The organism is Mesorhizobium sp. RCAM 06353, from assembly GCF_059683585.1.
The window spans coordinates 3,004,509-3,023,484 of record NZ_CM185031.1 but is presented as its reverse complement, the minus strand read 5'-3'; the positions used below and the strand labels follow the sequence as shown (position 1 = coordinate 3,023,484).

The following is an 18,976-nucleotide window of genomic DNA, read 5'->3' as shown; positions in this document are numbered from 1 at the left end:
TAGTCACGATCAAGCCTGAAAACACGGAGCCCTTCCATGGCCCTCGCCGCCGCCAAATTCGAATCCGACGACACCTTGCTGGACGCCTATTCCATGACCGTGGCGGATGCGGTCGACCGCATCGGTCCGGCCGTCTGCCGCATCGAGCGCATTGGCGGCCAGGGCGGCCACGGCTCCGGCTTCGTCATCGCACCGGACGGGCTGGTCGTCACCAATTTCCATGTCGTCGGTGACGCCAAGACGGTCCGCGTCTCGATGCCGGACGGTGCCTCCAGCGAGGGCCGCGTGCTGGGCCGCGATCCCGACACCGACATTGCGCTGGTGCGCGCCGATGGCAGCTTCGCCGATGTCGCGCCGCTCGGCGATTCCAAGCGGCTGCGGCGCGGCCAGATCGCCATCGCCATCGGCAATCCGCTCGGCTTCGAATGGACGGTCACATCAGGCGTCGTCTCCGCGCTCGGCCGCTCGATGCGTGCTTCGACCGGCAGGCTGATCGACGACGTCATCCAGACCGATGCCGCGCTCAACCCCGGCAATTCCGGCGGCCCGCTGGTGTCGTCGGCCGGCGAGGTCATCGGCGTCAACACTGCCATGATCCACGGTGCGCAAGGCATTGCCTTCGCGGTCGCCTCCAACACCGCCAATTTCGTCATTTCGGAAATCATCCGCTTCGGCCGCGTGCGCCGCGCCTTCATCGGCGTCTCCGCCGATACGACCAATCTGCCGCGCCGCGCCGCGCTGTTGTCGCAAGTGTCGACCAGCACCGCGGTGCGGCTGCGCAGCGTCGAGAAGGATGGCCCGGCGGCCAAGGCCGGTCTTAAGGAAGGCGACATCATCGCGGCAATAGACGGCCGCCCGGTCACCGGCGTCGACGACCTCGTGCGCATGCTCGACGCCGAGCGCATCGGCCGCGAGACGCTGTGCACGGTGGTGCGCCGCACCGGCGTCAGCCAGGTGACGGTGACGCCGGTAGCGCGAGCGGGCTGAGGCCGCCACTCAAGCCCCCGCCGCACCCTCCACGTACTGCGCCAAAAATTCCTCGCTGGGCGGGATCGGCTTGATGACATCGATCAGCACGCCATTGGGGTCCCTGGTGATGAAATGGCGCTGACCGAAGGGTTCGTCGCGCAGCGTTCGCAGCACCGGCAGGCCGGCGGCAAGGACCCGCTCATAGACTGCATCGGGATCACGGACCTCGAAATTGATCAGCAGGCCTGAGGTGCGCCCCCGCCCCTCTTCCGGGATCGTCTCGTGGTCGCCCTGGACGATGCCGAGATTCACCCGTTTGTTGTCCACCGATTGCAGATGCACGTACCAGTCGCTCTCAAACAGCGGCTGGAAGCCGAAATGCCTGACGTAGAAGGCCGCCGTGCCGGCGACGTCGCCGGTCATCAGCACCGGGTAATAGCTCGTGGTCTTCATCTTTCTTTCTCCCTGGACATAACATACAGTCTGTATGTAAATCGAATTAACATACAGGCTGCATGTATGCAACAGGACTCCGCGCGCCGTTCCAACCGCGACCGCACCGAGGCGACGCGCGCCGACCTGATCGCGGCGGCGCGAAAACTGTTCACCGAAAAATCCTATGCCGAGACCGGCACGCCGGAGATCGTCACTGCGGCCGGCGTGACGCGCGGCGCGCTCTATCACCATTTTGCCGACAAGCAGGCGCTGTTTGCCGCCGTGGTCGAGCAGGAGGCACAGGCGGTGGCGGAAGAGATCGACAGCGCTTCGCCACCCTCGCTCGAAGCCCGCGATGCGCTCATCGCCGGCTCCGACGCTTATCTCGCCGCCATGCGCGCGCCGGGCCGCACGCGTCTGTTGCTGCTCGACGGCCCGGCCGTGCTTGGCCGCGCCGCCATGGATGCGATCGACAACCGCCACGGCAATCGGTCGCTGCGCGAGGGCCTGGTCGCGGCGATGCGGGCCAATAGGATGACGAGGTTGCCGGCGGAGGCGCTGACCGCGCTGCTAGCCTCCGCCTTCGACCGCGCCGCACTCGCCATCGAGGCCGGCGCGTCGGCCGAGGATTACCGCGCCGTTCTCATGGCGCTGATTGACGGATTGTCTCCGGATCGTCCTCAGGCACCTCGCCCGGCTCGAACTCGTTGAAGCAGCCAAGCTCGCGCTTGAACCGGTCGATCAGCCAGGCCGCCGCCGGCTTCGGGGTGCTGTCGTTACGATACATGGCAAACATCGGCGAGCGCACCTCGCTAAAGGGTTCGAGGTCGAGTTCCACCAGGCGGCCAGTGGCCAGATCGTCTGATATCAGCCAGCGCGGCAGACCGCCCCAGCCCAGCCCCTCGCGCATGAGTATGTGCTTGGTGCGCATATCCGTGAGGCGCCAGGTCCGATAGGCAAAGACACCGAAGTCGCGTCCCTTGGTGCGTTCGGACTGGTCGGTGACGACAAGCTGGGTGTGTTCGCGCACATCCTCGAGCGCCAATGGCTTAGGCAGCAATGCCAGCGGGTGGCTGGGCGCCGCGGCCAGCACGATCGACATGAAGCCGATGCGCACAAGATGGACGTCGACCTCGCCCAGCAGGCCGCCAATGCCAAGATCGGCCTGTCCATTGACGACGTGGTCGGGGATCAATCCAAGCGAGCCTATATGCAGTCGCAGCATCACAGTCGGAAACTGCGCCTCGAACGCCTTCAGCACCCGCACCAGCACCGGCGAGGGCAGCGCCGAGTCAACCGACAGCGCGACCTCGGCCTCCAGCCCCTGATGGTGGCCGTCGACGCGCGAGCGGATGCGCTGCAGCACGCCGATCATGCGCCTTGCGTCCTCCAGCATCGCCCGGCCGATCTCGGTCAGCTGCGGCTCGCGCGTGCCCTCGCGTTCGAACAGTTTTAGCCCAAGCTGCGCCTCGAGATTGGCGATGCCGTAGCTGATGACGGACTGCGCCCGGTTGAGCTTGCGGCCTGCGGCCGAAAAACTCCCGGTATCGGCAACGGCGACAAATATCTGAAGCTGGTCGAGGGTCGGGTTGGGTTGCATCGCCGTATCTATTTTGTGGATGGATCGTATAGAAAATATACCAGTTTATCTGATGGATCGATAGCCCCATATGTGGCGGGACAATTCAATTCCCACTGGAGAGACCCGCTATGTCCATTCTTCTTGTAACTTCGAGCCCGCGCGGCGCTGCCTCGCACTCGACCCGCATCGCCACCGAATTCGCCGAAAAGCTCGTCGCCGCCGATCCGTCGAACACCCTCGTCGTGCGCGACCTTGTCGCCAACCCGCTGCCGCATATCGATGCCGACTACTCGACCGGCATCTACACACCGGTTGAAGCGCGTACCCCACGCCAGGCTGAGGTTGTCGGCGTCTCCGACGTCGTGCTCGACGAGCTGTTCGCCGCCGACACGGTGATCCTTGCCACCGGCTTCATCAACTTCAACATCTCCTCGACGCTGAAGTCCTGGGTCGATCACATCGCCCGCTCCGGCAAGAGCTTTGCCTATGGCGAAAGCGGCCCCAAGGGCCTCGTCACCGGCAAGAAGGTCTATATCGTGCTGGCTTCGGGCGGCATCTATTCCGAAGGTGCGGCCGTGCAATTCGATCACGCCATTCCCTATCTGCGCGGCGTGCTCGGCTTCCTCGGCATGACCGATGTCGACGTCATCCGCATCGAAGGCGTCGGCATGGGTCCGGACGCGGTGACCGCCGCACTCGCCAAGGCGACCGCCAAGGTCGACGCCGTGGTGGCCAGCCAGCAGGTCGCCGCTGCCGCGTAAGGCGCCGCTTATCTGACCTTGAAAGGCAGGCGCCCGCGCCTGCCTTTTTCTTATCAAGCGTCCCTTGCTTCGTCCGGCTTCGCCTCCGACAGCGGCGGCAGCACGACAGCCGGATGGCGGCCTTCGCGCAGCATCAGCCCGAGACTGTAGTCGACGGCCAGCTTCATGGCACCGAGCGCCGTGCCGCCGTCTTCCAGCGAGCTGACGGCGATCCGTGTCGGCCATGCAAGGTCTGCCGCGACGTGCTCGACCTTTTCCGTCATCAGCGGGTTTCTGCCGACACCGCCGCCAAGCACGATCAGGCCGGGGTCGAGCATGCCGATGCAGCCGGCCGCCAGCCTGCCGATATCGGCGGCATGGCGCGCGACGGCCGCGACCGCCGGCGGCGAGCCCTCGAGCGCGCGCGCAAACAGATCCTTGGCCGAGTCGGGCGGCGCGCCTTCCCCGGCTGGCCAGTCGACACGGCAGCGCTCGATCAGCGCCCGCGAGCCGAGATAATGTTCGAGCCCTTCACGATAGGGCGTCTCGCTGGCCGACCACGGAAACGGCATGCGGCCGATTTCGCCGGCAGCACCGCCGGCGCCGCGAAACAAGCGGCCCTCGGTGATGAAGCCGAGACCGACCCGCACGCCAACCTGCAGAAAGGCGAAGGTCTGGTGGCCTTGCGCGGCGCCAAAGTGCATCTCGCCAATGGCCGCGCAGTTGACGTTGTTTTCCAGGATGATCGGCACCTCGATGCCGCGGCGCAGCAGGCCAAGCACGGCGGACGGCCCGCCCGGCCTGTCGAAACGATCATTGGAGACGATGCGCGGCACCGCCACCGCAATGGCGCGCAGCGCACGAAAGCTCTTGGCCACCTTGGCCATGGTGGCCCGCGCCACCGACAGCACGACGGCGCCGACCTCGTCGGCATCGCCGGCTATCGCCTCCGCAATCGGCTCTTCCGCCGACGCCAGCTTCTCAGCATCCATCGAATAGGCGACGGCCCGCACCTGGGCGGCGCCGACATCGATGCCGATCGCGTAGCCCGCACCCGGGCCGATGCCGTAGATCGTCGCCGTGCGGCCAATGGCGCCGCGCTCAATCCCACGCGAGGCAACGAGGCCGAGTGCGCTGAGCTCAGACACCGCCGCCGACATGGTCGGCTTCGACAGGTCGAGCATGGCGCCGAGCTTCGGCCGCGTCACCGGCCCGTTCGCGGCGAGCAGGCGCAGAACCGCCCGGGCGCTGTCGGTCAGATTGGGGATTTCCGCAGCCGCCATTCTAAGTTGTTCGACCTTTGCCCTGAAATCCTGCCTCCGGTCGGTGAAGCGCAAGCGCTGCCCCGACTCGAAAGCCGCATCCCGTCCTCAATGCCCCATTGCCGACCGGTTTGGCAATTTCCGCGATGTCCGGACAAGGACGTCAGACTTCGGTCGGCGACCACGGCTTCAGCTTGATATCGGTCTGGCGGTAGCGGAACACGATGTCGGTGAGACCGGCCGCGTCCTGCATGTCGCCGACAATGAGCTGGATGGCGATGATCTCCAGTATGGCGTTGGCGATGGCGTTGCCGAGCGCCGGAATGGCGATCACCACCAGCCTGTCGGCTGGAGCGACATCGCTGCGCCGCGTCACCAGCACCGAGGGACAGCCCAGCGCCGCAACATCTTGTGCGATCTTGACCTCGCGGCCATCGCCGATGGCGATCAGTCCGGTCACCGCATCCTGCGATTCCATCGGCCCGTGCAGATAGTTCAGAGTGTCCCAGCCCGATGCCGGCACCCGCACCGCCTCGCGGATCAGCATCGCCGCCTCGCCGGCATTGGCGAAGCCGACACCGGCGCCGACGATGTCGATGGATGTTCTGCCTTGCAGCAGCCGCGCCGCCTGCCCGGCAGCATGTTCGGCGCCGGAAAGGACGGTGGCGACCGCGCTGGGCAAACGCGTCCAGTCGAAACTGTTGCCGGCAAGCCTGTCGATCAGCATGCCAAGCGCCAGCAAGGTCCCGGTATAGCCGGTGGAACTCGCGCCATTGTCGGCGCCCGAATCCGTGGCAAGCACCGCACCGGTCAGATCAGCCAGCGGATTGTCGCTGCCACGGCAGACCGCCAGGCGCGGCGCGCTCGACGCCTCGCGCATGACGTCGGATATCTCGCGGCTCTGCCCGGAGGCCGACAGTGCGATGAAGGCATCTGCGGCTGCATCCGTGCGGCCATAGAGATCGGTTGGCGTATAGGCGAAGGCCTTGATGCCGGAGGCGCGCAGATAGAGCGCGCCGGCCAGCGCCGCCTGGTAGCTGGCGCCGATGCCGGCAAGCCCGATCGTCTTGCCGGCGAAAGCGCCGAGATCCAGGCTGTCGAGCGCCGCGGTCACCGAACGCCTGCCGATTTCGAGACTTTCCGTCTGGCGCGCCACCGCCGGGCGGTAGCCGATACGCTTCATCATTCAAACAACTCCAATCGATGGGGGTAAATCCTGGCCGACGAGCAGCCGCCTGGCCAAGGCGACGGCACCCAGCACCGGCGGCTCGCGCAGCAACAGCACCTGGCTCGACGGCGAGACCTTCGCCATGGCCTCGACAAATGCCGCCATCAGCATCGGCTGTTCCGAGATGACCCCGCCGCCAGCCACGACAAGGGCAGGATTGGCGCCGCGTTCGATCAAGAGTTCGACCAGCGCGGCAAGCCCTGCCCCGCCTTCGCTGATGACGCGAATGGCGAGAGCCGAACCGGCGATCGCCGCGTCGAACACGGCATTGGCATAACGGCCCCAGACCGCGGCACCACGCGTTTCGTTGAGCAGGATGCCAAGCTTGGTCTGGTCGTCTGTATCGAGTTCGCGCATCAGCGCGGCGATCAGCAGGTCACCATCCTGGCCCCGGTCGAGGCTGTGGCGGATCGCCTTTGCGGCCTCGCGCACCAAGGCCGGCGCACTGCCCTCGTCGCCAAGGATCCAGCCCCAGCCGCCGGCTGCCAGCATCTTGCCATCAGCCGTGCGCGCCACCGCGATGGAGCCGGTGCCGGAGACGACGCCGATGCCATCGATATAGCCAGCGGCAGGCACCATCAGTTCCGCATCGTTGACCACCTGCACCGCACCGCCGGTCCTGCTTGCCAACAGCGCCTGGAAGCGAAGGCATTGTTCACCCGTGTCGCAGCCATGCGCGCCGACGGCCATGGCTGCCGGTGCAACGCTGCCGCACAATTTGGCAACGATCCCGGCCAGCGTCACGGCATCGGTCTCCATCTGGCGGATGCGCCAGCTCTCCGTCACCAGCACCTCGTCGGCGATCATGCGCTCGCCCTGGCACGCCATGATGCGTGTCTTGGTGCCGCCTATATCCACGCCTGCAAAGATTTTCTGGGTCACCGACATCCACCGCGCGCACGCCGGACGAAGCGGGCTGCCGCGTCCAATCCACATTAGTTAGGAAACTTTACAAACTATCTTTCCAGACGGCAAGAACTATGATTTGATAATCGTCGTAAAAAGCGCATCAAGCGCGATTGGGAGATTGCAACATGAGCAGGAGAAGGATTGGGCTGGCCCTCGCGGCCGCGTCTTTCGCATGGGGATTGGCAGCCAGCGTGGCGCATGCCACCGACATCTCGTTCTGGACCTGGCGCCAGGAAGACAAGGCCGCCTACAACGAACTTTTCGCCGATTTCACCAAGGCCAACCCGGACATCCACGTGAAGTTCGAGTCCTTCCCGGACGAGAACTATCCGACCATCGTCTCGACGGCGCTGGCCGCCGGCAAGGGCGGCGACGTCATCCACACCCACGCTTACGGTTGGCTGGAACAGTTCGTGAAGGCGGGCTATTTCGAGCCGCAGGACCTGACCACGGTGCCGTCGCTCGCCAACCAGCCCGCCGATGCGCTGGTGGCCGGCACCTACCGCGCCGACAAGAAGGTCTATTCCCTGCCCTTCGCTTCGCAGACGCTCGGCCTGTTCATCAACAAGGATGTCTTCGCCAAGGCCGGGCTGACGCCGCCGACCACATGGGATGAGTTCATCACCGTCAGCAAGGCACTGAAGGACAAGGGCATCTATCCCCTGGCCAACGGCATGGGCACCAGCTGGTTCAACGAGATGTTCGTGGCCATCTTCACCAACCCGTTCCTCGGCCAGGACTTTGTCAGCGACCTGACGTCGGGCAAGACCACCTTCAAGGATCCGCGTTATGTCGCGGCACTCGGCAAGCTGCTCGAACTGCGCGAATACATGCCTCCCGGTTTCGAAGGCATCGACTATGACACCGCTGGCCAGCTGTTCATCAGCGGCAAGGCGGCGATGCTGGCCGGCGGCAGCTTCGATATCGCCAGCTACCGCACCCAGAACCCGGCCATCAACATGGACTTCGTCGCCCCGCCAATGGCCAAGGCCGGCGATACGCCGCAGGTGACCAAGTTCTTCGACGGCGGCTATGCCGTCAACGCCAAGTCGGCCAACAAGGAGGCGGCGCTCAAGCTGGTCAACTGGATGGGCACCAAGGAGTTCGGCGACAAGTTCTCCGCCTTGCTCGGCAACATCTCGCCGATAAAGGGCGTCGTCATCAAGGACGAGCTTCTCGCCCACGTCGCCAAGTTGAACGAAACCGCCATGCCGCATATCAATGTCGTCTACTTCCGTTTCGAGAAGCCGACAGGATCGGAACTGCTGCAGGGCGACATCACCAAGATGATGTCGGGTTCGATCACCCCGGACCAGCTGGCCGCCGACCTGACCGACGGCCTCGCCAAATGGTACAAGCCTTTCCAGGGCAAGTGACATGAACATCGGCCGGCGCCACACCACAAAAGCCCTTCCGTGGCGCCGGTCACTCTGGATCGCGTCCCTGCTGACACCGGCCCTGGTGGTCATGGTGCTGTTCGTACTCTGGCCGCTGCTGTCGGCCTTCCGCCTTGCCTTCTATGAGTTCAACGGCTTGCAGCCGACCGGATTCATCGGCTTTGAAAACTTTCGCAAGGTGCTGTTTGAACAGCCTTATAGCGACTGGACCTACAATGCGCTGAAACACAACATCATCGCCTTCGTGGCGTTAATGGTGTTCGAGAACGGCACCGCCTTCCTGCTCGCTTATGCCTTGCTGAAAGCCCTGCCCGGCCACCGCATCCATCAGGTCATCGTCTTTCTCCCTGTCGTGCTGTCGGCGGTCATCGTCGGCTTCCTTTGGAAACTGTTCCTGCATCCGCTGTTCGGTCTGGTGAACCAGACGCTGGCGCTGGTCGGCATCGGCGCCATTCCGTGGCTTGGCAATGAACACACCGCACTCGGCAGCGTCCTGTTCGCCAATGTCTGGCACTGGCTCGGCTTCCCCACCCTGGTACTGCTCGCCGGCATGCAGCGTGTCAGCAAGGAAGTGATCGAAGCCGCCCGTCTCGACGGCGCCGGCGACTATGTGCTGATGACCAGGATTATCTGGCCGCTGATCGCGCCCAGCGTCACCATCGTCACCATCCTGACCTTCATCGGCAGCTTCAACTGGTTCGAAATCCCCTACGTCATGGCCGGCCTCACCGGCTCGCCTGGCGGCGCGACGGATGTGCTCGGCCTCTATTTCTACCGCACCGCCTTCGGCTCGACGACGACAGGCATCCAGGATTTCGGCCAGGGCAGCGCGCTGGCCGTGATGATGTTCATCATCGTTGCCGGCGTCACCGCAATCGCGCTTCGCTACCTGCGCCGTCGCGAGATCGAGCTGTGAGCGCGACAGCCCGCACCGGGCAACCCGGCGAACTGTTGAAGAACGGCGCCATCCAGCTGATGCTGGCGATCAACGCCGTCATCATGATCTATCCGCTGTTCGTCATGGTGATGTCGTCCTTCAAGACCAATGCCGAGATCTTCAGCTCGCCCTTCGCCTTGCCGGCGCACTTTTCGCTGGCCAATGCCGAACGGGTGTGGGACGAAACCAACTTCGTCCGCTACCTCGCCAATTCCGTCGGCATCACCATGGCCGCGGTGGCGCTGATCCTTCTGTTCAGCACCATGGCCGCCTACGCGATTGCCCGCTACCAGTTCCGGCTGAGCGCGCTGGTGCTGATGTTTTTCCTGAGCGGCATGACGGTGCCGCTGAAACTGGCGATCATTCCGCTGTTCATCCAGCTGGATTCGCTTGGCCTCGTCGACAGCTATGCCGGCCTGGTGCTGGTCTATGTCGCCATGGGCATCCCTTCGGCGGTGTTCATCATGACCGGCTTCCTCCGAACCTTGCCGCGCGAACTGGAAGAGTCGGCGCGCATGGACGGCGCCAGCGAATTTCGCATCATGCGCTCGATCATGCTGCCGCTGGCGCGCCCGGCGCTGGTCATCGTCGCGATCCAGAACGCGGTTCCGATCTGGAACGATTTCTTCTTTCCGCTGGTGCTGATCACCTCGGACAATCTCAAGACGCTGCCGCAGGGTCTCACCGTCTTCGTCGGCGAATTCACCACCGACTGGGGCGTGCTGTTCACCGGGCTGACGCTGGCGGCACTGCCGATCACCCTGCTCTACATCGTGCTGTCGAAGCAGTTCATCTCGGGCATCACCCAGGGCGCGGTGAAATAAGCTGCCGTCAAATAGACGAGGATTCTTCAAGTGGCGAACCAGAACAAGATCATCATCACCTGCGCCGTCACCGGCTCGATCCACACGCCGTCAATGTCGCCGCATCTGCCGGTCAGCGCGCAAGAGATCGCCGACGCCGCGATCGGCGCGACCGAGGCCGGTGCGGCCATCGTTCATCTGCATGCGCGCAATCCCGCCGATGGCCGGCCCGACCAGTCGACAGAGGCCTTTGCGCCCTTCCTGAAGGTGATCAAGCAGCGCTCGGACTGCGTCATCAACATCACCACCGGCGGTGCCGCGACGATGAGCGTCGAGGAGCGCGTCAAGCCGGCGGCGACCTTCGCGCCGGAAGTCGCCTCGCTCAATATGGGCTCGATGAATTTCGGCCTCTATCCGATGCTGGAGCGCTTCAAGACCTTCGAGCATGACTGGGAACGGCCCTATCTCGAAGGCTCGCGCGACCGCATCTTCCGCAACACTTTTGGCGACATCGAGCATATATTGCGCACCTGCGCGGAGAACGGCACGCGTTTCGAAATCGAGTGCTACGACATCGGCCATCTCTACACGCTCGCCCATTTCGTCGAGCGCGGCCTGGTCAAGGCGCCATTCTTCGTCCAGAGCGTTTTCGGCATACTCGGCGGCATCGGCACTCATCCCGAGGATGTCGCGCATATGAAGCGCACCGCCGACCGCCTGTTTGGACAGGACTACCACTGGTCGGTGCTGGGCGCCGGCCGCAGCCAGCTGCCGATCGCCACCCAGGCGATTGCGCTCGGCGGCAATGTGCGCGTCGGGCTGGAGGACTCGCTGTGGATCGGCAAGGGCCAGTTGGCGAAATCCAACGCCGAGCAGGTGCGCAAGGTGCGCCAGATCATCGAGGGGCTCGGCGCCTCGGTGGCCACCCCTGACGAGGCGCGGCAGATCTTGCAGCTCAAGGGCGGCGACAAGGTCTCTTTCTAAGGAAAACACCAATGAGTGCGGTCACCATATCGGGCGTCGAGAAGGCCTATGGCAAGGCGAGGGTTATCCACGGCGTGTCGGTCGACATCGCGTCGGGTGAATTCGTCATCCTGGTCGGACCGTCCGGCTGCGGCAAGTCGACCTTGCTCAGGATGATCGCCGGGCTGGAGGACATCAGCGCCGGCGAGATCGCGCTCGAAGGCAAGGTCATCAACGACGTCGCGCCAAAATCGCGCGACATAGCTATGGTGTTCCAGAACTATGCGCTCTACCCGCATATGACGGTGCGCGAGAACATGACCTTCGCACTGACGCTGAAGAAGACCGACAAAAGCGAAATCGACGCCAAGATTGCGCGTGCCGCGACCATCCTCGGACTACAGGATTTGCTGGATCGCTATCCGCGCCAGCTTTCCGGCGGCCAGCGCCAGCGCGTCGCCATGGGCCGCGCTATCGTGCGCGACCCAAAAGTCTTCCTTTTCGACGAGCCGCTCTCCAACCTTGACGCCAAGCTGCGCGTACAGATGCGCACCGAGATCAAGGCACTGCACCAGCGCCTGGGAACCACCATCGTCTATGTCACCCACGACCAGGTCGAGGCCATGACCATGGCCGACAAGATCGTCGTCATGAATGGCGGCATCGTCGAGCAGATCGGCGCCCCGCTCGATCTCTACGACCGCCCGGCCAATCTGTTCGTTGCCCAGTTCATCGGCTCGCCATCGATGAACATCCTGCAGGGCCGCACCACGGCGGACGGTTTCGCCGCCAGCGACGGCACGGTGTTTCCGCTGCCGGCGTTGGGTCAGGGCGAAAGCGCGCTTTCCTGGGGCATCCGGCCCGAACATCTCAGGCTCTCTGACAGCGGCGTGCCGGCGGTGGTCGAAGTGGTCGAGCCGACCGGCGCGGAAACCCTTGTCATGGCCAAGGCCGGCGGCAACACGCTGAGCGCGCTGCTGCGCGAACGCATTCCCGTGATGCCGGGCCAACAGGTTTTCCTCGCGCCAGACCTAAGCCAGTTGCATCTGTTCAACGCCAAGGGTCAGCGCATCACGTCCACGGTCCAGTAAACGTGGACGCCCTCCTGCCTTTTGCTGTAGGCTAGCCCAGAAGGTGCCTGAGCAGGCCCGCCGCGCCGACGCCAATCAGCACGGTCGGCAGCATGGAGAACCGTGTCGCCGCAACGAGAGTGATCGCCAAGGCCAGAAGATCGGCGGGATTGCGCGACACGAAAGCCGGCGCGATGACCGAGATCAGGACGCAACCGGGTGCGGCCTCCATCACCGCCGTGGCACGGGCGCTGAGCACGCGGTTGCGCAGCACGACATAGCTGCCGATCCGCGTCAGATAGGTGACCCCTGCCATCAGCACGATGGTCAGAAGGGTTGTCGGATCGATCATGCATCACCTGCCATCAGCCAGGCAGCGGCGAGCCCCGACACCGCGCCCGCCGCGACATACCAGGCGCCGGGAACGAAGAGATAGACTAATGCCGCAACGACCAGGCTGACCAGCCAGGGCCGCGCAGCCTTCATCCCCTTCCACATGCCGCGCATCAGCACCAGGAAGACGGCCGGAAACGCCATGTCGAAACCGTAATGCTGGACATCGCCGAGCATCGGGCCAAGCAGCGCGCCCGCCGCCGTGAAGCCCACCCAGGCCAGGTACATCGCCAGGGCCGCGCCCATATAGTAGCGCGGGCTGAAGGCCGGGGTGATGCCGGCGCCGGCGCGCTGTTTGGCGTCGGCCAGGCCGAGCGCCCAGCTCTCGTCGCAGAGGAAGAACAGTGCCGGAAACACCTTGCGCTGCGGCAAATGCCCCAGGAATGGCGCCAGGGCTGCCCCCATCAGGAAGTGACGGCTGTTGACCAGGAAGGTGATGGCGACGATGAGCGCGATGTGCGGCGGCGATGTCCAGAGCTGGATGGCCGCGAATTCCGAACCGCCGGCGAAATTCAATCCGGTCATCAGAGGCAGTTCGACGGCGCTGAGACCTTTCTGCGTCGCCTGCGCGCCCAGCACCAGCGCATAGGGGATGGTGCCGAGCAGGACCGGCAGGCACGACATGACCCCGCGCCGGAACTCCGAACCCGATCCGCCGTCAATCGCTGCGGGCAATGTTGCTTCAGAAACGCTCATGATTTTCCACAGGCTGGCCGTGCGGCCACCGTTTCCGGTTAGGCTTCAGATGGTGATGGTGTCGACGCAACCATATAAAGTTGGCCGCGCAATTTGGTTGCGAAGATTGTTGTCTTCGCCATTATTTTGGCATTCAATGCCGCGATTCATTGAAGATATGGAATTTATAGCCATGAAACTCGATGACATCGACAGACGCATCCTGCGAGCGCTGCAGCGCGACGGCCGCATGGCCAACAACGATCTGGCCAACGAGGTCGGCCTGTCGCCCTCGCCTTGCCTGCGGCGCGTGAAGCTTCTGGAGGAAGCCGGCGTCATCGACCGCTATGTCGCCGTGCTCAACCCGGCCAGCATCGGCAAGGGCCTGACCTTCTTCACCCGTATCTGGCTGAAGACGCAGGACGAGGACACGATCGAGCACTTCGCCACTGAAGTGGCCAAGCTGCCGCAAGTCATGGAATGCTATCTGATGCTCGGCGACTGCGATGCCATGGTGCGCGTGGTGGCCGCCGACATCAACGACTATCGCCGCTTCCAGTCGGAGCATCTCAGCCGCATCAAGGGTGTCCAGAACGTCAAGACCGATGTTCCCAGCTGGACGATCAAATACACGTCGGAACTGCCGATCTGAGGTGACGGCAAAACGGTCCATTCCAGACTGGATAAAAAATGCAACCGGATTGTAGGACGGGCCTCCATGCCAGCGTCCTTCGGACGCAAGCAGCGCTGAGCGCTGCCCTCTGGCATGGGAGATTTGCATGAACCTTTCCTATCGTTGGGTCATCGTCGCGGCTGGCGCGCTGATGTCCTGTGTCGCCATCGGCACGATGTTTTCGCTGGCGATCTTTCTCGAACCGATGGCGCTCGACACGCAGTGGTCGCGCGCCGGCATTTCGAGCGCCATGACGCTGAACTTCCTCGTGATGGGCCTTGGCGGCTTCGCCTGGGGCGCGCTGTCCGATCGCTTCGGCGCCCGCATCGTCGTGGCGATCGGTGCGGCGCTGCTCGGACTGGCGCTGGTGGTGGCGAGCCGCGCCGGCTCACTGCTGACCTTCCAGATCAGCTATGGCGTGCTCGTCGGACTTGCGGCCAGCGCCTTCTTCGCGCCGATGATCGCGCTGACCACGGCCTGGTTCGACACCAATCGCGGCCTTGCCGTGTCGCTGGTCTCGGCCGGCATGGGCGTTGCCCCGATGACGATCTCGCCTTTCGCCCGCTGGCTGATCTCGGCCTATGAATGGCGCGCCGCCATGTTCGACATCGGCATCATGGCCTGGGTGCTGTTGTTGCCGGCGGTGCTCTTGGTCCGCCAGCCGCCAAAACCCGCTATTGCCGATGCGGCTTCCGCGCCTGTCACCGAGGGCGCCGGCATGAGTGTGGCCCAGGCGTTGCGCTCGCCGCAATTCATCGTGCTGGGGCTGACCTTTTTCGCCTGCTGCGCCGCGCATTCCGGGCCGATCTTCCACATGGTCAGCTACGCCATGCTGTGCGGCGTAGCACCCATGGCGGCGGTCACGATCTACAGCGTCGAGGGTCTCGCCGGTCTGGGCGGCAGGCTGCTCTACGGCGTGCTGGCCGACCGGCTCGGCGTCAAGCCGGTGCTGGTCGCGGGCCTGGCGATCCAGGCTGTCGTCATTGCCGCCTATCTCTCGGTCAGCCAGCTCGATCAGTTCTACATGCTGGCCGTGATCTTCGGCGCCACCTATGGCGGCGTCATGCCGCTCTACGCGGTGCTGGCGCGCGACTATTTCGGCCAGCGCATCCTCGGCACCGTGTTCGGCGCCGCCACCATGCTGTCCAGCCTCGGCATGGCGCTGGGACCGCTCGCCGGCGGCATGATCTTCGACGCCTATGCCAGCTACCACTGGCTGTTCATCGGCTCGGCCCTGATCGGCCTGGGTGCCGCGGGCATAGCGATCGCCTTCCCGCCGCTGCCGCGCAGAGAATTGCAGGTGGCCTAGCAACACACTTCACGAGAACGAACGATCCCGGGATTTATCCGGGATCGTTCGTTCGCGAAAAATGGCTTTGCAGCACGGTGCGAAACTTTTGCATCGTCTTTTCGGTTGTCTGCGCATCGGCCGCCGCGAAGCCCATGACCAGACCGTTCTGCTCCGTGCCGTGACGGTATTGGATCGACAGCGCCGAAACGTTGATACCCTGCTGGAGGGCCGCCTCGGCAACCGCCCTGTCGCTGCATCGCTCACGGAAAATCCCGACGACCTGGATGCCGGATTCGGTAGCATGGAAATCCAGCCATTCTCCGAGATGCCTTTGCGCGCTTTCCAGGAAGAACTGCCGCCTCTCCGCATAGAGACGCCGCATGCGCCTGAGGTGGCGGGTGAAATGCCCCTCATTCATGAAATCCGCGAGCGCGGCCTGGGTGAGCAAGGGAGCGAACTGGCCACTCACGCTCAGCGCCGAGACGATCGTATGGTCTATCGCCTTGGGCGCCACCATGAAGCCGAGGCGCATGGCCGGGAAAAGGATCTTGGCGAAGGTGCCGACATAGACCACGCGGTTTGACGCGCCGATGCCTTGCAGTGCCGGAATGGGCTGCCCCTGAAAACGGTACTCGCCGTCATAGTCGTCCTCGATGATCCATGAGCGCCAGGTCTCGGCCATGTGCAAGAGATTGAGCCGCTGCTCCATCGGCATGGTGATGCCGAGCGGGTGATGGCAGGAGGGCGTCACGAAGATCATGCGCGGAATGACAGACGGCGGATCAAGGTTCCAGCCGGCATTGCTGACGCGCAACGGCGCCAGTTTCGCGCCGGCCGAGACAAAGGCCGAACCCGCCCCGTAATAGCCCGGCTCCTCCATCCACACCGTGTCGCCGTCATCGATCAGCAGCCGGGCCAGGAGATCGAAAGCCGACTGCGCGCCATTGGTGACGACGATCTGCTCAGCGGTGCACTTCACGCCGCGCGAAGCGGTGAGATAGCGCGCTATCGCCTCGCAAAGCGGCGGATAGCCTTTGACGTGATAGGTGCCGAAAAGATCGATATGCGCGAATTTTGCGCGGCGGCTGAGCAGTTTCGACCAGGTGTTGAACGGAAAATTGTCCGGGTCCGGCATGCCGGGATGAAAGGCCAGCATGCCAGGCCGGCCATGATGATAGGGTTGCGCAAGCATCGTCTGCCCGCGCCGCGATATCGGGTTGGCGTCCTCGACCGATACATGTTCCGCCGTCACTGAGCGGGTCGGCAGGTCCATCACCACCGAGGGCCTGCGTGGCCGGATCGCCAAATACCCCTCCAGCGCCAACTGGTCGCAAGCGGCAATCACCGTGTTGCGTCCCACATTCAAATCCCGCGCCATGACCCGTGTCGAGGGCAATGCGTGGCCGCTCGGCAGCACGCGCCGTTCGATTAGGCTCCGCAATTGGACATAGAGCTGCCGGTGCAGATTGGCGGGACTGTCGCGATCGAGCGCAATGCCGTCGACGGGAAAACTGGTCTTCATCTGGTTCCCAAAAATCAAACGGATCTGGCTCTCACAATGGAACCAAAGCAGCCTTAGGCTCAAGAAAAAAGCGTTCGGGTTCAGATGAGGCTGGCCGATGCAGTGCATAAGGGTGGGCGTGATCGGTGCGGGCGGCGTCGCCCAGGTCGAGCACATTCCGAACCTGCTCAAGCTGCACCGGCAGTTCAAGATCGTTGGCGTCTACGACCCGTCGCGCAAAGTCCGCGCCTTTGTCGGCGAGGAATTCGGCCTCGAAACATTTTCCGATCTCGACGCGCTGCTCGCCATGCCGCTTGACGCTGTGGTCATTGCCTCGCCGGATGCACTGCACCGCGAACAAAGCCTCGCAGCCTTCGCCAAGGGGCTGCATGTCTTCTGCGAGAAGCCGCTTTGCTACAGTGCGGGGGATATCGACGAATTGATCGGTGCCAGGGATCGCGCCGGAAAGGTGCTCCAGGTCGGCTACATGAAACGTTTCGATCCGAGCTACGAGGCGGCATTGAAAATGCTGCCGGGCACGGCGCGGACACTTCGCTACATTTCGGTCGAGGTCAACGATCCCGACGCCTGGCCCTTCATCCGGCACGCCTCCACTTGCCGGGGTGACGACGTCGCGGCGGGGTTGATTGCCTCGACCGAAGCCAGGCAGCGCGAGCAGGTGGCGCGTGCGGTGCCGGGGCTGGACGATCCCGACGCCTTTCGCGGCTTTGTCGGCGCCTATTGTTCGTCGATCGTGCATGATGTGAACGCCGTCCATGGCTTGCTTGACGCGCTCGGCGTCGCGGACGGTGAAATCGTCGGCGCCTCGCTCTTTGCCAAAGGCGAAGGCGGCCAGGGCACCGTGCGGCTGCTCGGCGGCCGGCGCTGTGGAACATGGTCCATGTCGCCACGCCGGGTCTGCCCGATTACCGCGAGCGCATCACGCTCTACTTCGACGACGCAGCGCTCGAGCTGGAATTCCCCTCGCCCTACCTGAACCACCAGCCGACGCGGCTGACCATCCGCACCGGCGACGGCCACACGCTCTCCAGCCGCGACATAAGCAGCGGCTACGAAGAGGCATTCGTCGAGGAGCTGAAAGGGTTCTGGTCGGCGATCGTCGCAGGCGCACCGGTGCGCAACACCGCCGAGCATGCCCGCCGCGACATGACGCTGCTGGCCGGCCTCGCCCGCCATCACCTTGCCCAGCAATCAGGAGTTCGCCCGTGAAGGTTCGTATCGGCATCAACCCGATCACCTGGTCCAACGACGACGTGCCGGAACTCGGCGGCGATACACCGCTTGAGGTCTGCCTCAGCGAAACCAGGCAGGCCGGTTATGCCGGCACGGAACTTGGCGGCAAGTTTCCGCGCCGCTCGGCCGAGCTGAAGCCGATCATGCAGCGCTATGGCCTTGCGGTGATTTCCGGCTGGTATGACGGCCGCTGCGACGAGAAGGATGTCGGCGCGGAGATGGAAGCGATCACGCCGCATCTCCAGCTCTTGAAGGATATGGGCTCGACCCATGTCGTCTATGCCGACACCTCGCGCGGCCGCCACAACGCCATCTGGGGGCCGATCTCGCAGCGCCCGGCCCTCAGTGAGGAAGAATGGCCGGCCTATGGCCGCAAGCTGACGGCGCTGGCCGAGCAGATGGCGGATTTCGGCGTGCGCATGGCCTTTCACCACCATATGGGGACCATCGTCGAGACCGACGCCGAGGTCGGCCTGCTGATGCGGCACACCGGCGAAGCCGTCGGCCTGCTCTACGACACCGGCCATTCGACATTTTCGGGCGGCGATCCGCTGGCCCTGGTCAAGGCGCACGTCAAACGCGTCGTGCATGTGCATTGCAAGGACGCCCGCAAGACCGTGCTCGAGCGTGCCCGCGCCGAGGACATGAGTTTCATGGGCGCGGTTATGGAAGGGATCTTCACCGTCCCCGGCGACGGCTCCATCGACTATCCCGCCATTTTGCGCGTGCTGGCCGACAATGGCTACAGCGGCTGGCTGGTCGTCGAGGCCGAGCAGGATCCCAGCAAGGCCAATCCGCTGACTTATGCGACAATGGGATTCCAGAACCTGTCGCGCATGGCGCGGCAAGCCGGATTTGACGTCATCGAGTGATTGAGGCCGCCATGCGGTCTCT

21 protein-coding genes are annotated in these 18,976 nt (G+C 64.1%); 13 read left to right on the top strand and 8 right to left on the bottom strand.

Translation table 11 applies throughout. The features are described from left to right. Positions 1-36: 36 nt before the first annotated feature. A complete protein-coding gene (locus AC56QX_RS14420; protein ID WP_497116810.1) occupies positions 37-987 on the top strand; it encodes a S1C family serine protease in 951 nt (316 codons plus the stop codon). Between the two features lie 9 nt (positions 988-996). Here the strand turns inward: AC56QX_RS14420 and AC56QX_RS14415 are convergent, their stop codons facing one another. After that, positions 997-1,422 (bottom strand): VOC family protein, encoded by a 426-nt coding sequence (locus AC56QX_RS14415; protein WP_497116809.1) that lies wholly within the window; start codon positions 1,420-1,422, stop codon positions 997-999. 66 nt (positions 1,423-1,488) lie between these two features. Here AC56QX_RS14415 and AC56QX_RS14410 point away from each other — a divergent pair, with 66 nt between their 5' ends. Continuing rightward, positions 1,489-2,115: a TetR/AcrR family transcriptional regulator gene (locus AC56QX_RS14410; protein ID WP_497116807.1), complete on the top strand. Its 627-nt coding sequence runs from the start codon at positions 1,489-1,491 to the stop codon at positions 2,113-2,115. Here AC56QX_RS14410 and AC56QX_RS14405 read toward each other — a convergent pair. Next, positions 2,048-3,004, bottom strand: a complete 957-nt coding sequence (locus AC56QX_RS14405; protein ID WP_497116805.1) for a LysR family transcriptional regulator — start codon at positions 3,002-3,004, stop codon at positions 2,048-2,050. The two genes, AC56QX_RS14410 and AC56QX_RS14405, sit on opposite strands and share 68 nt — an antisense overlap. Before the next feature lie 110 nt (positions 3,005-3,114). Between AC56QX_RS14405 and AC56QX_RS14400 the strand changes: the two genes are divergently transcribed. After that, complete coding sequence (locus AC56QX_RS14400) at positions 3,115-3,747, top strand: FMN-dependent NADH-azoreductase (protein ID WP_497116803.1); 633 nt, start codon at positions 3,115-3,117, stop codon at positions 3,745-3,747. A gap of 53 nt (positions 3,748-3,800) precedes the next feature. Here the strand turns inward: AC56QX_RS14400 and AC56QX_RS14395 are convergent, their stop codons facing one another. The 3 genes from AC56QX_RS14395 to AC56QX_RS14385 form a co-directional block, all read right to left on the bottom strand. After that, positions 3,801-5,009, bottom strand: coding sequence for an ROK family transcriptional regulator (locus AC56QX_RS14395; protein WP_497116801.1), 1,209 nt, complete (start codon positions 5,007-5,009; stop codon positions 3,801-3,803). Positions 5,010-5,151: 142 nt separating this feature from the next. Beyond that, the gene (locus AC56QX_RS14390; RefSeq protein WP_497116799.1) at positions 5,152-6,174 is read right to left on the bottom strand and encodes an SIS domain-containing protein; all 1,023 of its coding nucleotides are present in this window, start codon (positions 6,172-6,174) and stop codon (positions 5,152-5,154) included. Then, positions 6,175-7,104 (bottom strand): BadF/BadG/BcrA/BcrD ATPase family protein, encoded by a 930-nt coding sequence (locus tag AC56QX_RS14385; protein WP_497116797.1) that lies wholly within the window; start codon positions 7,102-7,104, stop codon positions 6,175-6,177. It abuts the gene before it with no gap. 146 nt (positions 7,105-7,250) lie between these two features. Here AC56QX_RS14385 and AC56QX_RS14380 point away from each other — a divergent pair, with 146 nt between their 5' ends. From AC56QX_RS14380 to AC56QX_RS14360, 5 genes are read left to right on the top strand one after another with little or no spacing between them, the layout of a single operon-like run. After that, positions 7,251-8,501: a sugar ABC transporter substrate-binding protein gene (locus tag AC56QX_RS14380; RefSeq protein WP_497116795.1), complete on the top strand. Its 1,251-nt coding sequence runs from the start codon at positions 7,251-7,253 to the stop codon at positions 8,499-8,501. 1 nt (position 8,502) lies between these two features. Beyond that, positions 8,503-9,438, top strand: a complete 936-nt coding sequence (locus tag AC56QX_RS14375) for a carbohydrate ABC transporter permease (protein WP_497116793.1) — start codon at positions 8,503-8,505, stop codon at positions 9,436-9,438. Then, positions 9,435-10,283, top strand: coding sequence for a carbohydrate ABC transporter permease (locus AC56QX_RS14370; RefSeq protein WP_497116791.1), 849 nt, complete (start codon positions 9,435-9,437; stop codon positions 10,281-10,283). The genes AC56QX_RS14375 and AC56QX_RS14370 overlap by 4 nt, the downstream gene beginning before the upstream one ends. Positions 10,284-10,313: 30 nt before the next feature. Further along, positions 10,314-11,246 carry a 3,5-dioxohexanoate:acetyl-CoA acetone transferase gene (kce, locus tag AC56QX_RS14365; RefSeq protein WP_497116789.1) on the top strand — a complete coding sequence of 311 codons (933 nt, stop codon included), beginning with the start codon at positions 10,314-10,316 and terminating at the stop codon, positions 11,244-11,246. 11 nt (positions 11,247-11,257) lie between these two features. Further along, positions 11,258-12,316 (top strand): ABC transporter ATP-binding protein, encoded by a 1,059-nt coding sequence (locus AC56QX_RS14360; RefSeq protein ID WP_497116788.1) that lies wholly within the window; start codon positions 11,258-11,260, stop codon positions 12,314-12,316. A 31-nt stretch (positions 12,317-12,347) separates the two neighbouring features. Here AC56QX_RS14360 and AC56QX_RS14355 read toward each other — a convergent pair whose 3' ends face one another. Continuing rightward, complete coding sequence (locus AC56QX_RS14355; RefSeq protein ID WP_497116786.1) at positions 12,348-12,647, bottom strand: AzlD family protein; 300 nt, start codon at positions 12,645-12,647, stop codon at positions 12,348-12,350. Further along, positions 12,644-13,384, bottom strand: a complete 741-nt coding sequence (locus AC56QX_RS14350; RefSeq protein WP_497116784.1) for an AzlC family ABC transporter permease — start codon at positions 13,382-13,384, stop codon at positions 12,644-12,646. The genes AC56QX_RS14355 and AC56QX_RS14350 overlap by 4 nt, the downstream gene beginning before the upstream one ends. A gap of 172 nt (positions 13,385-13,556) precedes the next feature. Between AC56QX_RS14350 and AC56QX_RS14345 the strand changes: the two genes are divergently transcribed. Together AC56QX_RS14345 and AC56QX_RS14340 are read left to right on the top strand one after the other, a co-directional pair. After that, entirely contained in the window at positions 13,557-14,015 is a 459-nt protein-coding gene (locus AC56QX_RS14345; protein WP_027044481.1) for an Lrp/AsnC family transcriptional regulator, read from the top strand. Positions 14,016-14,142: 127 nt separating this feature from the next. After that, complete coding sequence (locus tag AC56QX_RS14340; protein ID WP_497116782.1) at positions 14,143-15,345, top strand: MFS transporter; 1,203 nt, start codon at positions 14,143-14,145, stop codon at positions 15,343-15,345. A gap of 34 nt (positions 15,346-15,379) precedes the next feature. On the opposite strand, the gene mocR is transcribed toward AC56QX_RS14340, so the two are convergent. Beyond that, positions 15,380-16,849: a rhizopine catabolism transcriptional regulator MocR gene (gene mocR / locus AC56QX_RS14335; RefSeq protein WP_497116781.1), complete on the bottom strand. Its 1,470-nt coding sequence runs from the start codon at positions 16,847-16,849 to the stop codon at positions 15,380-15,382. A 97-nt stretch (positions 16,850-16,946) separates the two neighbouring features. Here mocR and AC56QX_RS14330 point away from each other — a divergent pair, with 97 nt between their 5' ends. Genes AC56QX_RS14330 through iolE form a run of 3 tightly spaced genes read left to right on the top strand, consistent with a single transcriptional unit; the run spans position 16,947 to position 18,954 of the window. Then, complete coding sequence (locus AC56QX_RS14330) at positions 16,947-17,825, top strand: Gfo/Idh/MocA family protein (RefSeq protein WP_497116779.1); 879 nt, start codon at positions 16,947-16,949, stop codon at positions 17,823-17,825. After that, positions 17,723-18,058 (top strand): hypothetical protein, encoded by a 336-nt coding sequence (locus AC56QX_RS14325; RefSeq protein ID WP_497116777.1) that lies wholly within the window; start codon positions 17,723-17,725, stop codon positions 18,056-18,058. The genes AC56QX_RS14330 and AC56QX_RS14325 overlap by 103 nt, the downstream gene beginning before the upstream one ends. Beyond that, a complete protein-coding gene (gene iolE, locus AC56QX_RS14320) occupies positions 18,055-18,954 on the top strand; it encodes a myo-inosose-2 dehydratase (protein WP_497116776.1) in 900 nt (299 codons plus the stop codon). The genes AC56QX_RS14325 and iolE overlap by 4 nt, the downstream gene beginning before the upstream one ends. Positions 18,955-18,976: the final 22 nt, after the last annotated feature.

Excerpts from the sequence above, each read along its gene's own strand:
- AC56QX_RS14420 (WP_497116810.1), top strand. The coding sequence starts at position 37 with ATGGCCCTCGCCGCCGCCAAATTCGAATCCGACGACACCTTGCTGGAC.
- AC56QX_RS14415 (WP_497116809.1), bottom strand. The coding sequence starts at position 1,422 with ATGAAGACCACGAGCTATTACCCGGTGCTGATGACCGGCGACGTCGCC.
- AC56QX_RS14410 (WP_497116807.1), top strand. The coding sequence starts at position 1,489 with ATGCAACAGGACTCCGCGCGCCGTTCCAACCGCGACCGCACCGAGGCG.
- AC56QX_RS14405 (WP_497116805.1), bottom strand. The coding sequence starts at position 3,004 with ATGCAACCCAACCCGACCCTCGACCAGCTTCAGATATTTGTCGCCGTT.
- AC56QX_RS14400 (WP_497116803.1), top strand. The coding sequence starts at position 3,115 with ATGTCCATTCTTCTTGTAACTTCGAGCCCGCGCGGCGCTGCCTCGCAC.
- AC56QX_RS14395 (WP_497116801.1), bottom strand. The coding sequence starts at position 5,009 with ATGGCGGCTGCGGAAATCCCCAATCTGACCGACAGCGCCCGGGCGGTT.
- AC56QX_RS14390 (WP_497116799.1), bottom strand. The coding sequence starts at position 6,174 with ATGATGAAGCGTATCGGCTACCGCCCGGCGGTGGCGCGCCAGACGGAA.
- AC56QX_RS14385 (WP_497116797.1), bottom strand. The coding sequence starts at position 7,104 with ATGTCGGTGACCCAGAAAATCTTTGCAGGCGTGGATATAGGCGGCACC.
- AC56QX_RS14380 (WP_497116795.1), top strand. The coding sequence starts at position 7,251 with ATGAGCAGGAGAAGGATTGGGCTGGCCCTCGCGGCCGCGTCTTTCGCA.
- AC56QX_RS14375 (WP_497116793.1), top strand. The coding sequence starts at position 8,503 with ATGAACATCGGCCGGCGCCACACCACAAAAGCCCTTCCGTGGCGCCGG.
- AC56QX_RS14360 (WP_497116788.1), top strand. The coding sequence starts at position 11,258 with ATGAGTGCGGTCACCATATCGGGCGTCGAGAAGGCCTATGGCAAGGCG.
- AC56QX_RS14355 (WP_497116786.1), bottom strand. The coding sequence starts at position 12,647 with ATGATCGATCCGACAACCCTTCTGACCATCGTGCTGATGGCAGGGGTC.
- AC56QX_RS14350 (WP_497116784.1), bottom strand. The coding sequence starts at position 13,384 with ATGAGCGTTTCTGAAGCAACATTGCCCGCAGCGATTGACGGCGGATCG.
- AC56QX_RS14345 (WP_027044481.1), top strand. The coding sequence starts at position 13,557 with ATGAAACTCGATGACATCGACAGACGCATCCTGCGAGCGCTGCAGCGC.
- AC56QX_RS14340 (WP_497116782.1), top strand. The coding sequence starts at position 14,143 with ATGAACCTTTCCTATCGTTGGGTCATCGTCGCGGCTGGCGCGCTGATG.
- mocR (WP_497116781.1), bottom strand. The coding sequence starts at position 16,849 with ATGAAGACCAGTTTTCCCGTCGACGGCATTGCGCTCGATCGCGACAGT.
- AC56QX_RS14330 (WP_497116779.1), top strand. The coding sequence starts at position 16,947 with ATGCAGTGCATAAGGGTGGGCGTGATCGGTGCGGGCGGCGTCGCCCAG.
- AC56QX_RS14325 (WP_497116777.1), top strand. The coding sequence starts at position 17,723 with ATGGTCCATGTCGCCACGCCGGGTCTGCCCGATTACCGCGAGCGCATC.